10 protein-coding genes are annotated in these 12,776 nt (G+C 70.9%); 5 read left to right on the forward strand and 5 right to left on the reverse strand.

Translation table 11 applies throughout. The features are described from left to right. Positions 1 to 34: 34 nt before the first annotated feature. Positions 35 to 3,688, forward strand: a complete 3,654-nt coding sequence (locus ACWGPE_RS01040; RefSeq protein WP_231429036.1) for a proline dehydrogenase family protein — start codon at positions 35 to 37, stop codon at positions 3,686 to 3,688. A gap of 107 nt (positions 3,689 to 3,795) precedes the next feature. Here ACWGPE_RS01040 and ACWGPE_RS01045 read toward each other — a convergent pair whose 3' ends face one another. Together ACWGPE_RS01045 and ACWGPE_RS01050 are read right to left on the reverse strand one after the other, a co-directional pair. Further along, positions 3,796 to 4,080 carry a hypothetical protein gene (locus ACWGPE_RS01045; RefSeq protein WP_275506026.1) on the reverse strand — a complete coding sequence of 95 codons (285 nt, stop codon included), beginning with the start codon at positions 4,078 to 4,080 and terminating at the stop codon, positions 3,796 to 3,798. A 57-nt stretch (positions 4,081 to 4,137) separates the two neighbouring features. Beyond that, positions 4,138 to 4,665, reverse strand: a complete 528-nt coding sequence (locus ACWGPE_RS01050; protein ID WP_231429034.1) for an ATP-dependent zinc protease family protein — start codon at positions 4,663 to 4,665, stop codon at positions 4,138 to 4,140. A gap of 18 nt (positions 4,666 to 4,683) precedes the next feature. On the opposite strand from ACWGPE_RS01050, the gene ACWGPE_RS01055 reads away from it, so the two are divergent. Then, complete coding sequence (locus ACWGPE_RS01055; protein ID WP_231429033.1) at positions 4,684 to 5,877, forward strand: RimK family alpha-L-glutamate ligase; 1,194 nt, start codon at positions 4,684 to 4,686, stop codon at positions 5,875 to 5,877. Between the two features lie 124 nt (positions 5,878 to 6,001). Here ACWGPE_RS01055 and ACWGPE_RS01060 read toward each other — a convergent pair whose 3' ends face one another. The 3 genes from ACWGPE_RS01060 to ACWGPE_RS01070 form a co-directional block, all read right to left on the reverse strand. After that, positions 6,002 to 6,376: a GntR family transcriptional regulator gene (locus ACWGPE_RS01060; RefSeq protein WP_231429032.1), complete on the reverse strand. Its 375-nt coding sequence runs from the start codon at positions 6,374 to 6,376 to the stop codon at positions 6,002 to 6,004. A gap of 24 nt (positions 6,377 to 6,400) precedes the next feature. After that, positions 6,401 to 6,838 (reverse strand): Lrp/AsnC family transcriptional regulator, encoded by a 438-nt coding sequence (locus tag ACWGPE_RS01065; RefSeq protein ID WP_231429031.1) that lies wholly within the window; start codon positions 6,836 to 6,838, stop codon positions 6,401 to 6,403. 62 nt (positions 6,839 to 6,900) lie between these two features. After that, positions 6,901 to 7,515: a TetR/AcrR family transcriptional regulator C-terminal domain-containing protein gene (locus ACWGPE_RS01070; protein WP_452047914.1), complete on the reverse strand. Its 615-nt coding sequence runs from the start codon at positions 7,513 to 7,515 to the stop codon at positions 6,901 to 6,903. A gap of 144 nt (positions 7,516 to 7,659) precedes the next feature. On the opposite strand from ACWGPE_RS01070, the gene ACWGPE_RS01075 reads away from it, so the two are divergent. The 3 genes from ACWGPE_RS01075 to ACWGPE_RS01085 all read left to right on the forward strand — a co-directional run bounded on the left by ACWGPE_RS01075 (position 7,660) and on the right by ACWGPE_RS01085 (position 12,763). After that, on the forward strand, positions 7,660 to 9,330 hold the full coding sequence (locus ACWGPE_RS01075; protein WP_452047915.1) for an amidohydrolase: 1,671 nt from the start codon (positions 7,660 to 7,662) through the stop codon (positions 9,328 to 9,330). A 26-nt stretch (positions 9,331 to 9,356) separates the two neighbouring features. Further along, entirely contained in the window at positions 9,357 to 10,736 is a 1,380-nt protein-coding gene (locus ACWGPE_RS01080; RefSeq protein ID WP_275506029.1) for an APC family permease, read from the forward strand. A 95-nt stretch (positions 10,737 to 10,831) separates the two neighbouring features. Next, positions 10,832 to 12,763: a clostripain-related cysteine peptidase gene (locus ACWGPE_RS01085; RefSeq protein WP_452047916.1), complete on the forward strand. Its 1,932-nt coding sequence runs from the start codon at positions 10,832 to 10,834 to the stop codon at positions 12,761 to 12,763. The last annotated feature ends 13 nt before the right edge of the window (positions 12,764 to 12,776 follow it).

Consider the following 12,776-nt stretch of genomic DNA (forward strand, 5'->3'; position numbering starts at 1 on the left):
CGTGCCCGAAGCAAAGGACACTACCCTCGTGACCATGTCGAACGCCGCCACTGACGCACGGCCGGATACCGATCACGTCGTCGCCCTCGTGCGCCGCTGGCTCGAAGAGAGCGCGAATCACCCCGTCGACCCCGCCGCCGAGCGTCTCGCCGGCGTGCTGAAAGACCCGAACGGCCTCGCATTCACCGTCGGCTTCGTCGACGGCGTCATGCGCCCCGAAGACCTCGGCGTCGCCGGCCGCAACCTCGCCCAGGTCGCGAAGCTCACCCCGAAGTTCCTGCCGTGGTACCTGAAGGCCGCGATCCGCCTCGGCGGGGTCGTCGCGCCCGTGCTGCCGTGGGTCGTCATCCCGATCGCGCGCCGCGTGCTGCGCGCCATGGTCGGCCACCTCGTGCTCGACGCCACCCCGGCGAAGCTCGGGCCGGCGATCGCGAAGCTGCGCGAGTCGGGCAACCGGCTCAACCTCAATCTCCTCGGCGAGGCCGTGCTGGGTGAGGACGAGGCCGACCGGCGCCTCACGGGCACCTACGAGTTCCTCGCGCGCGACGACGTCGACTACGTGTCGATCAAGGTGTCGTCGGTCGTCAGCCAGCTCTCGATGTGGTCGTTCGACGAGGCGGTCGCGAAGGTCGTCGCGAAGCTCACCCCGCTCTACGAACTCGCGGCCGCCGGCAGCGCGAAGGGCACGGCGAAGTTCATCAACCTCGACATGGAGGAGTACCGCGACCTCGACCTCACGATCGCGGTCTTCACGACCCTGCTCGACCAGCCGCAGCTGCGCGGTCTCGAGGCCGGCATCGTGCTGCAGACCTACCTGCCCGACGCGCTCGGCGCCATGCAGGAGCTCACCGCGTGGGCGCAGGCCCGGCGCGCCGCGGGCGGCGCGCCGATCAAGGTGCGCATCGTGAAGGGTGCGAACCTCGCCATGGAGCAGGTCGACGCGGCCGTGCACGACTGGCCGCTCGCGACCTACTCGTCGAAGCAGGACTCCGACACGAACTACAAGCGGGTGCTCGACTGGTCGATGACCCCCGAGCGCGCCGACGCGGTGAAGCTCGGCGTCGCCGGTCACAACCTCTTCGACGTGGCCCACGCCTGGCTCACCGCGCGCGAGCGCGGCGTCGAGAGCCGGGTCGAGTTCGAGATGCTGCTCGGCATGGCGACCGGCCAGGCCGAGGCGGTGCGCGGCGATGTCGGCAACCTGCTGCTCTACACGCCCGTCGTGAACCCCTCCGAGTTCGACGTCGCGATCGCGTACCTGATCCGCCGCCTCGAGGAGAACGCGAGCCAGGAGAACTTCATGTCGGCCGTGTTCGAGCTCGGCGCAGACCGGCGCCTGTTCGAGCGCGAGCGCGAACGGTACCAGCGCTCGCTCGACGCCCTCGAGGCCTCGAACGGGGATGCCGCGGTGCCGTCGCCGAACCGCACCCAGAACCGCCGCACCGAGTGGGAGGGCGACGCGCTCGCCACGGCGATGGCCGCCTCCGACGCACCCGCACCGGGCAGCGAGCACGAGGGATCGCTCACGAGCGTGGTGCTCGGCATCACGCGCGGGTCGGCGGGTGACGAGCTCGTCTCGCCCGAGGCATCCGCGTCGGCATCGGCCGATGCGCCCGGAGCGGTGGCCGGTCCGGGCGTGACCCCCGGGTTCCGCAACGAGCCCGACACCGACCCCGCCCTCGCGGCGAACCGCGAATGGGGCCGCAGGATCCTCGCCAAGGTGCCCGACACGAAGCTCGGCCTCGACGCCGTCGCGGCCGCTCGCGTCGACGACGAGGCGACGCTCGAGCGCATCATCGAGACCGTCGCGGCGAACGGCAAGGCCTGGGGCGAACTGCCCGGCGCCGAGCGCGCCGCCGTGCTGCACCGCGCGGGCCTCGCGCTCGCCGCGAACCGCGACCGGCTCATCGAGATCATGGCCGCCGAGACGGGCAAGACCATCGCCGAGGCCGACCCCGAGATCAGCGAGGCGATCGACTTCGCGCACTACTACGCCGAGCGCGCCCGCGAGCTCGACCACGTGCAGGGCGCGACCTTCGTGCCGTCTCGCCTGACGGTCGTCACGCCACCGTGGAACTTCCCGGTCGCGATCCCGGCCGGCGGCGTGCTCGCGGCGCTCGCCGCGGGCTCGGGTGTCATCATCAAGCCCGCGAAGCTCGCGCAGCGCTCGGGCGCCGTCATGGTCGAAGCGCTGTGGGAGGCCGGCATCCCCAAGGACCTGCTCGCCCTCGTCGACATCGGCGAACGCGAGCTCGGCAAGCAGCTCGTCTCGCACCCGACGGTCGACCGCGTCATCCTCACGGGTGCGTACGAGACGGCGCAGCTGTTCCGCTCGTTCCGCGAGGACCTGCCCCTGCTCGCCGAGACGAGCGGGAAGAACGCGATCATCGTCACCCCGTCGGCCGACCTCGACCTCGCGGCCTCCGACGTCGTGAAGAGCGCCTTCGGCCACGCCGGCCAGAAGTGCTCGGCGGCCTCCCTCGTCATCCTCGTCGGGTCCGTCGCGAAGTCCGAGCGGTTCCGCCGCCAGCTCGTCGACGCGGCGACCTCGCTGCGGGTCGGCTACCCGGCCGATGCGCAGAGCCAGATGGGCCCGATCATCGAGCCCGCGAACGGCAAGCTGCTGAACGCGCTCACCGAGCTCGGCATCGGCGAGGAGTGGCTCGTCGAGCCCAAGCAGCTCGACGACACCGGTAAGCTGTGGTCGCCCGGCGTGAAGACGGGGGTCGCGCCCGGCTCGTACTTCCACCTCACCGAGTTCTTCGGCCCGGTGCTCGGCATCATGCACGCGAAGGACCTCGACGAGGCGATCCGCTTCCAGAACGCCGTCGACTACGGCCTCACGGCGGGCCTGCACTCGCTCGACTCGGAGGAGCTCGCGACCTGGCTCGACCGCGTCGAGGCGGGCAACCTCTACGTCAACCGCGGCATCACCGGGGCGATCGTGCAGCGCCAGCCCTTCGGCGGCTGGAAGAAGTCGGCCGTCGGCGCCGGTGCCAAGGCCGGCGGCCCGAACTACCTGTTCGGCCTCGGCGACTGGGTGCCCGAGCACGGCAGCGCCTCGAAGTCGCTGCACCTGCGCGGCCTCGAGCGCCGCGTGACCGAGCTCATCGAGGCGGCGCAGTCGGCCCTCGACTACGACTCGTTCGAGGTGCTGCGACGGTCGGCACTGTCGGACGAGGTCGCCTGGGCCGAGGAGTACGGCACGACGCGGGACGTCTCGGGCCTCGGCGTCGAGCGCAACGTGTTCCGCTACCGGACGCTGCCGGTCGCCGTGCGTATCGGTGAGCAGGCGACCCTGGCCGAGGGTCTGCGGGTCATCGCGGCGGGACTGCTCGCGAAGGCGCCGTTCACGGTCTCGAGCGGCGTCGAGCTGCCCAAGAACGTGCGCACGGTGCTCGCCGCCCGCGACGTGCGGGTCGTGCGCGAGAACGACCGCGACTGGCTCGAGCGGGTGCGCGCCAACCGCGCGAACGCGCTGGGCGGCGCCAGCCGCGTGCGGCTCGTCGGCGGGGATGCCTCGGCGCTGGCGTCGGCGCTCGGCGGTTCGCCCGACGTGGCCGTGTGGTCGCACCCCGTGACCCCGTCGGGCCGCGTGGAGCTGCTGCCGTTCCTCCACGAGCAGGCGATCTCGATCACCAATCACCGCTTCGGCAACCCGACGACCCTCTCCGACGGGGTCATCTGAGCCGAGTTCGGTCAGTTGCAGGATGGGCCGGTCGGCACCTTCGTATGAGACGGTGCTCGCCGGCTCATCCTGCAACTTTCGACCACCGCGGCCTCGAAAGCACTCAGTCACCGCGGCGATCGCCGCGGTGCGGGAGTCGAGCCGTCCTCGACCTCCCATTCCGCTCGCGACCAGTGCGTCGGGAGCTCGCCGGTGGTTCGGCGGTGTAGCGCGCCCTGTTCATCGATCTCGATGTGCAGCGTCCGCGTATGCAGCCGGTACGTCGGCACTCCGGACAGCCAGTAGAGCGGATTGATCAGCTCGATGAGCATCCGCCAGCCGGGCGGGGTGGCGACATGGGTCATCGTCAGCTCGAACGCCGATTGCCGGGCCACATCCCAGCCCTGATTCATCCTGAGCAGCATCTCGCGGCGCAGTGCGGCGGTTCGCGCCCCCTCGTTCACGGCGAGTCAGCGCCCGCGGTTGCGGCGGCGGATGCCTCGGGGCGCGCGCCCGCCGACGAACGACTGCGCCGAGTCGACGACGAAGCCCTGTCGCAGCGCCTCGCGGCCGATGAGCATGCGGAAGCCCATCTCGTCGCGATTCGTGAGCGTGACCTCGGCCGTCACGGTGCGGCCCTGCAGCACGACGTCCATGAGCACGACGATGCGCTCCTCCGAGTGGCCCGACGAGCTCCGCACCTGGCGGCGATCGTGCACCGGCAGTTCGACGACGACCGCGTCGTCCTCGCTCTCCTGCCACGGGTGCACGCCGAAGCGCACGCGTCCGAGCGGGGCGTCGGCCGAGGCATCCGACCCTTCGGCGGGCTCGGCCGACGGCGACGGCAGCTCCTCGACGTCGAACGCGTGCAGCGACGAACTCCGCGCGCCCGTGTCGAGCTTCGCCTTGATCCATGGCACCCCGAGTGCGGGCAGCGAAACCCATTCGCGCCATCCTGCGATGGTGCTTGAATGGGAGGTCTCAGTCACATCGTCCATCTTGGCAGGGCACCACGCATGAAACTCGCGATCCTCTCGCGCGCGCCGCAGGCGTACTCGACCCAGCGGCTGCGCGCGGCCGCGCAGCAGCGCGGGCACCAGGTGAAGGTGCTCAACACGCTGCGGTTCGCGATCGACCTCGCCGGGCCCGAGCCCGACCTGCAGTTCCGCGGGCGCCAGCTGAGCGACTACGACGCGATCCTGCCGCGCATCGGCAACTCGATCACGTACTTCGGCACGGCCGTCGTGCGCCAGTTCGAGCAGATGGACGTGTACACGCCGAACACGGCGAACGGCATCTCGAACGCCCGCGACAAGCTGCGCGCGAACCAGATCCTCTCGCGGCACAACATCGCCCTGCCGCCGACCGCGTTCGTGCGCAACCGGGCCGACGTGCGGCCCGCGATCGAGCGCGTCGGCGGTGCGCCGGTCGTCATCAAGCTGCTCGAGGGCACGCAGGGCATCGGCGTCATCCTCGCCCCGCAGGTCAAGGTCGCCGAGGCGATCATCGAGACGCTGCACTCGACCAAGCAGAACGTGCTGATCCAGAAGTTCATCGCCGAGAGCCGCGGCCGCGACATCCGCGCCCTCGTCGTCGGCGACCGCGTGGTCGCCGCGATGCGACGCGTGGCGGCGGGCGACGAGTTCCGTTCGAACGTGCACCGCGGCGGCACCGTCGAACCCGTCGAGCTCGCGCCCGAGTACGAGCTCGCGGCCGTGCGCTCCGCGCAGATCATGGGGCTCAAGGTCGCCGGCGTCGACATGCTCGAGGGCGACGAGGGCCCCCTCGTGATGGAGGTCAACTCCTCGCCGGGCCTGCAGGGCATCGAGACGGCGACGAACCTCGACGTCGCGGGCGCGATCATCGACTACATCGCCAACCAGGTCGCGTTCCCCGAGATCGACGTACGCCAGCGACTCACCGTCTCGACCGGTTACGGGGTCGCCGAGCTGCTCGTGCACGGCAACGCCGACCTCGTCGGCAAGACGCTCGGCGAATCGGGCCTGTGGGAACGCGACATCACCGTGCTGACGCTGCACCGCGGCACGACCGTCATCCCGAACCCGCGCAAGGGCGTCGTGCTCGAGGCCGACGACCGGCTGCTCTGCTTCGGCAAGCTCGAGGAGATGCGGTCGATGATCCCCGAGCGCCGGCGCCGCCGGGCGAAGGTGCGCAAGCTCCCGAAGCAGCCGCTGCAGCAGAGCGAGTAGCGCGCGCCGCGCAGGGCACGCCTTCGCTCGTCGCGCCAGCCTCCGCCCGGCGCTGTCCACGGGTCTTCCCGCATCGTGAAGTCGCGCATGCTGCGCCGCGGGCCGGAGTGTTGGGCGTGGGCGGTCAGCCCGCGTCGAGTGCGGCGGCGACGATCGAGCGGGCGGCGGATGCCTCGACGCCGAGCCGCTTCGCGAGCGCGGCGTAGTCGGCGGCGGCGGCCTGCAGGGCTCGTTCGGCCGGGTCGCCGTGCTCGGCGACGAAGGTGCCGTTGCGGCCCCGGCCCTCGACGACGCCGTCGGCCTCGAGCGCCTTGTACGCCTTCGCGACGGTGTTCACCGCGAGGCCGAGCTGCTCGGCGAGGGCGCGCACGGTCGGCAGCTTCGTGCCGGGGGCCGCGCGGCCGGTGCGCACCGCCTCGACGACGGCCGCGTGCAGCTGCTCGTACGGCGGCAGGGACGAGGGCTGATCGATCGAGATGCTCAGGCTCGAGGCATCCATGTCGTGGCCGAGGTCGCCCGCGGGTCAGTCGCGGTTGCGGTTGACGAGGCGCGAGAGCACGATCGCGCTGCGGGTGTGGTCGACGTTGGGGGCGATGCGCACGCGCTCGAGCGCGTCTTCGAGCGAGGCGATGTCGCGCGCGCGGATCTGCACGATCGCGTCGGCCGAACCCGTGACGGTGCCGGCGTAGACGACCTCGGGCACCTCCTGCAGGATGCGCTTGAGCTCGTCGGGCGCCACGGTGCCGCGGCAGAACAGCTCGACGTAGGCCTCGGTCGACATGCCGTCGACGGTGGGATCGACCTGGATCGTGAACGACCGGATCACGCCGTCGGCGACGAGTCGGTCGACGCGCCGCTTCACCGCGGAGGCGCTGAGCCCGACCGACGAGCCGATGTCGCCGTAGCCCGCCCGGGAGTTCTGCCGCAGCAGATCGAGGATCGCGCGATCGAGGTTGTCCATGGTGGGAGTGTACGCGGATTCTTTGCGCGACGACACCGGATTGCGGCGGAATCGTGCTTGCGCTAGTCGACCGGGGTGAGCGCGGCCGCGCGCCGCGCGCGAAGCCCGTCGAGCAGTGCGGCCATGCCGATCTCGAACGCGGCGATCGCGCTCGTCGACTCCTGGTACTCGGGCGCGAGGGCGGCGTGCACCATCTCGAGCTCGGCGGGCACGGAAGCCTGGTCGAGCATGTCGCTCGGAGCGACGATGTCGAGCGCCGAGCCGAGCACGTGCGCCTCGACCGTGCGCATCACGGCGACCGCGTGGTGCATCGGCCACCCGGCGTCGATGAGCGCGCCGATGACGACGTCGTAGATCTCGAACGTCGACACGTCGCGGATGGGCGTCGTCGCGAGCACGCGGATGAGGTTCGGGTGCGCGGCGAACGCGGTCAGGTACGAGCGGGCCCAGGCCTCGAGGGCGACGTCCCACGGGTGCTCGCCGAACGCCGAGGTGTCGATGTCGCGCACGATGTGGGCGCGCACCAGTTCGATGAGCTCGTCGCGGCTGCCGACGTGGTTGTAGAGCGACGAGACCTGGCGGTGCACGCGGCCCGCGAGGGTGCGCATCGTGAGCGCGTCGCTGCCCTGCTCGTCGACGATCTCGAGCGCGACGCGCACGAGCTGTTCGCGATTCACCGTCGACATGTTGCGCCCCGCATCTTCCGTTCGCCCTGCGGAGAGTGTAACCTCTCAGCACTCGGTACGAACAGTGTTCGTATGAACGATGTTCGTACGGCCCGCACACGCGGGCGGACGCGGCTCACGGAAAGCAACGGTGCATTGACCACGACCCATTTCTTCGGCGGAACCATCTGGCGCGGGGCCGGTGAGGCCACGTCGCGCTCGCTCCTCGTGCGCGACGGCGTCGTCGTCGCGCTCGACGACGAGGCGGATGCCGCGGCCGCGGCCGTCGTCGCCGCTTCGCCCGCCGATCTCGAGCGGGTCGACCTGGACGGCGGGTTCCTCATGCCCTCGTTCGGCGACGGCCACGCGCATCCGCTCTTCGGCGGCCTCGAGGCCGAGGGTCCGGCGGTACGCGACTGCCGCTCGGTCGAAGCGATCGTGGCCGCCGTCGGCGAGTACGCCGCCGCGCACCCCGACGTGCCCTGGATCTTCGGCGCCTCGTACGACCCGGCCCTCGTCGAGGCGGGGCTCTTCGACGCCCGCTGGCTCGACGAGGCGGTCGCCGATCGCCCCGTCGTGCTGCGGGCCTACGACTACCACACCATCTGGGTCAACTCGAAGGCGCTCGAGCTCGCCGGCATCGACGCCGCGACCCCCGAACCCGTGCTCGGCGAGATCACCCGCCGCGCCGACGGCAGCCCGCTCGGCACGCTGCGCGAGTGGGGCGCCGTCGACCTCGTGCTCGACGTCGCGCCGACCCGGCCCGCCGACGAGCGACGTCGCGCCCTGCAGCGCGCGGGGGAGTACTACCTCTCGCACGGGGTCACCTGGGTGCAGGACGCCTGGGTCGAGCCCGGCGACGTCGACAGCTACCTCGACGCCGCCCGGCACGAGTTGCTGCCCGTGCGGTTCAACCTCGCGCTCTACGCCGACCCGCGCCGCTTCGCCGTGCAGTTGCCGCGCATGCTCGACTCGCGTCGCCGCGTCGAGGCGCTCGGGTCGCCGCTGCTCACCGCGAACACGGTCAAGTTCTTCGCCGACGGCGTCATCGAGTCGGAGACGGGCGCGCTGCTCGAGCCGTACTGCTCGGCACTGCACAAGCACGGCATGTCGGTCTGGCAGGGTCGCGATCTCGACGACGCCGTCCGCGCGGTCGACGCGGCGGGGTTCCAGGTGCACATCCACGCCATCGGCGACGCCGCCGTGCGCCAGGCGCTCGACGCCATCGAACGGGCGCTCGACGCCAACGGTCCGCGCGACCGACGCCCCGTCATCGCCCACGCCCAGCTCGTCGACGACGCCGACCTCGCCCGCTTCGCGGAGCTCGGCGTCATCGCCTGCATGCAACCGCTCTGGGCCCAGCTCGACCCGCTCATGACCGTGCTCACGGTGCCCCGCCTCGGTCGGGAGCGCGCCGACCGCCAGTACCGGATGCACTCGATCGACGAGTCGGGCGCGGTGCTCTCGTTCGGCTCCGACTGGCCGGTGAGCTCGGGCGCCCCGCTCGACGGGCTCGCGATCGCGGCCTCCCGGCGGACGGCCGACGGCGTTCCCGCCGGCGGCTGGACCCCCGACGAGATCCTCCCCGTCGACCGCGCGCTCGACGCGTACTCGGCCTCGGTCGCCTACCAGGCGTTCGGGGATGCCTCGGCCGTCGACACCCGCGACGCGGCATCCGCCCCGTGGGGCCGCATCGAACCCGGTGCGAGCGCCGACCTCGTCCTGCTCGCGCGCGACCCGCGCGAGCTCGAACCGGGCGAACTGCCCGTCCTCCCCATCCGCGCCACCTATCTCGCAGGAAGCCCCCGATACCGCGCCGCAATGTAGCGGCGCCCACGAAAGGATCCCCCACCATGTCCCAGTCGACCGGCCCCGAGCCGTTGATCTCACCCACGTCGGCCACCGCCCAGGTCACCGAGGGCCGCTTCAAGCGGGTGCTCGGAGTGCCCTCCCTCACGCTGTTCGGCCTGGCCTACATGGTGCCGCTCACGGTGTTCACCACGTACGGCATCGTGACGCAGATCACGGGCGGCCGGGTGGCGGCGGCGTACATCATCACCCTCGTCGTCATGGTGTTCACCGCTCGCTCGTACGCGCGGATGGCGGTCGCGTACCCGTACGCCGGCTCCGCGTACGTGTACGCGCAGCGCAGCTTCGGCGGCGCCGTCGGGTTCATGGCCGGGTGGGCGCTGCTGCTCGACTACCTCTTCCTGCCGATGATCAACTACCTGGTGCTCGGGTTGTACCTGAACACCGCCTTCCCCGTCGTTCCGCCCTGGGTCTGGATCGTGCTGTCGATCGCGATCGTCACCGTGCTGAACCTCATCGGCATCGTCTCGGTCGCCCGCGCGAACTTCGTCATCATCGCCGTGCAGGTGATCTTCATCGCCGTGTTCGTCGCGCTGGTCTTCGCCTCGGTGGGCGGCAGCGACGTCGACCTGCTGGCTCCGTTCACCGGTGACGGCACGGTCGAGGGCTTCGCACCGCTCTTCGCGGGCGCGGCGATCCTCTGCCTGTCGTTCCTCGGCTTCGACGCGGTGTCGACCCTCTCGGAGGAGGCGAAGGACTCGACCCGCACGGTGCCCCGGGCCATCATGATCACGACCATCGGTGCCGGCCTGCTCTTCATCGTGCTCGCGTACTGCGCCCAGATCGGGTTCCCGTCGAACGAGTTCGGCTCGGCCGACACCGCGGCGTTCGACGTCGTGCAGGCGGTCGGCGGCCAGTGGCTGACGCCGCTCTTCATCGCCGGTTTCGTCGCGGGCGCCTTCGGCTCCGCCCTGACCTCGCAGGCGTCGGTCGCGCGCATCCTCTTCGCGATGGGCCGCGACGGCGTGCTGCCGCGGTCGGTCTTCGGGCACCTGAACAAGCGCTTCGGCACCCCGCACGTGGCGATCCTCATCGTCTCGGCGGTGTCGCTGCTCGCGATCGTGTTCGACCTGACGCTGCTCAGCGAGATGATCAGCTTCGGCGCGCTCATCGCGTTCTCGGTGGTGAACCTGGCGGTCATCAAGCACTATTACGTCGATCGCAAGGAGCGGTCGGGCATCGCCGTGCTGCGAAACCTGATCCTGCCCCTCGTCGGCTTCGGCCTCACGGTCTGGCTGTGGACGAACCTGTCGCCGCGCACGTTCATCATCGGCCTCTCGTGGCTCGCCATCGGCGTCGTCATCCTCGCGATCGCCACGAAGGGCTTCCGCCGGCCGACCCCGATGCTCGACCTGAAGGAGTAGCCGTGCCGGGCGGGGTCGTGCGATCTGTGTGAAATCCGGCCCCGCCCGTGCGCCGCGCTTGAGGCCGTCCCCCGGCCATCGCCACGATGGGGGACATGGTGCCGAAAGTCTGGTGGGGAATTCTGGCGGCGATCTTCGCGGTGTTCGTCATGTTCGTGGGGGTGCTCTACAACTCGTCGTCCTCGACGCCGGTCGCGACCGGGCCGGGCGTCGAGGGCGAAGGCGAGCACAAGAGCTGGACGTTCATGGTCTACATGATCGGTGACACCAACCTCGAGCCGTACGCGCTCGACGACCTCGCCGAGATGGCGTCGGTCGGCTCCACCGACGAGGTGAACATCGTCGCGCTCGTCGACCGCAGCGCCGACTACACGACCGATCCGGCCGTCGACCTCGCCGACTGGGAGGACACGGTCTCCTTCCAGGTGCAGCAGGATCTCCTCGCGATCATCGACGAGCCCGGCGAGCTCAACATGGGCGCCCCCGAGACCCTCGCGGACTTCATCGCCGACACGACGACGCGGTTCCCGGCCGACCAGTACGGCCTCGTGCTGTGGGACCACGGCGCCGGCTGGCCGGGCATCGGGCCCGACGAGACCGACGGCTACGACGTGCTCGACCTCGACGAGATGAACGCGGCCCTCACCGACGGACTGGGCCGCGCAGGAATCGACGCGCTCGACTTCATCGGGTTCGATGCGTGCCTGATGTCGACGTACGAGGTCGCGAGCGTCATGTCGGAGCACGCCGGCGTGATGGTCGCATCGCAGGAGCTCGAGCCCGGCCACGGCTGGAACTACACGGAACTCGCGACGCTCGCCGACGACCCCGGCACGACCCCGACCGACCTCGGCTCGGCGTTCATCGAGGGCTACGCCGAACAGGCGGAGGAATGGGGCACGGGCGCCGACATCACGCTCGCGATGCTCGACCTCGCCCAGGTCGCCGGGGTGCAGGAGGCCGTCACGGGACTGGCCGACGTCTACGAGGCCGATCCCGACGGCCTCGGCCCGGAGATGGCGACCGCGCAGACCGACGTGCTCGAGTTCGGCCGCAACCCCGACCCAGAGCTCGCCACGAACCAGATCGACCTCGGCGGATACGTGCAGAGCCTCGCCGAGACCGGCGGGCCCGAGGTGGCCGCCGCGGCCGAGGCGGTCGCGCAGTCGCTCGACGCGCTCGTGCTCGACGAGACGACCGGGCCGGCGACCGACTCGGCATCGGGCCTCTCCATCTACTTCCCCGAGGTCGAGGCGTACTTCTCGGACGACTACTACTCCCTGCGGGACGTGCCCGCGTGGCCCGACGCCCTGTCGGCGTTCTTCGACAGCGGAAGCCGGCTCGCCGACGACGTACGCGCGCGGTTCGAGACGGGCGACGATGCGACCGAGGTGGCGTTCGACGACGACGGCGTCGCCTTCACGGCCTACCTGCCGCCGGCATCGGCCGCGGCGGTGATCAGCTCGACCGTCTCGGTCGGCTACCGCGACGGGGACGACCTCGTCTACCTCGCCGAGATGCCGGCCGCGCTCACGGCGGGCGACGACGAGGCGTCGGTGTCGGCCCGGTACGACCTGACCTACCTCACGCTCAGCGACGGCGACGGCGAGATCGCCGTCTACCAGGACATCACGACCGACGACGAGACCGGCTACCGCACGATCGACGTGCCGCTCGAATACGTCGCGCCCGACGACGACGAGTACCAGGACGCCCTGCTCTCGATCGTCGTCGACGCCGACGGCTCGGTCCTCGAAGAGGACTTCTACGTGGTCGACGAGTCGGGCACCTACGGTGCGATGACGCCCGACCCGGAGGCGACGATCTACCCCGTCGCCCTCGTGCTCACGGGCGACGAGGAGTGGGAGTACCAGCGCACCGACGACGACGGCATCGCCGCCGACCTGCCGTCCATCGAGTACGCGCTCGAGTACCTCGAGTCGGGCACGACCCTCGTGCTCGACGCCGACGTGCAGGACTACGGGCAGGAGGCCGACACGGTGAGCGTCGAGGTGGTCATCCCCTGACCGGCTGAACCGC

The organism is Agromyces sp. NPDC055658 (assembly GCF_053618155.1).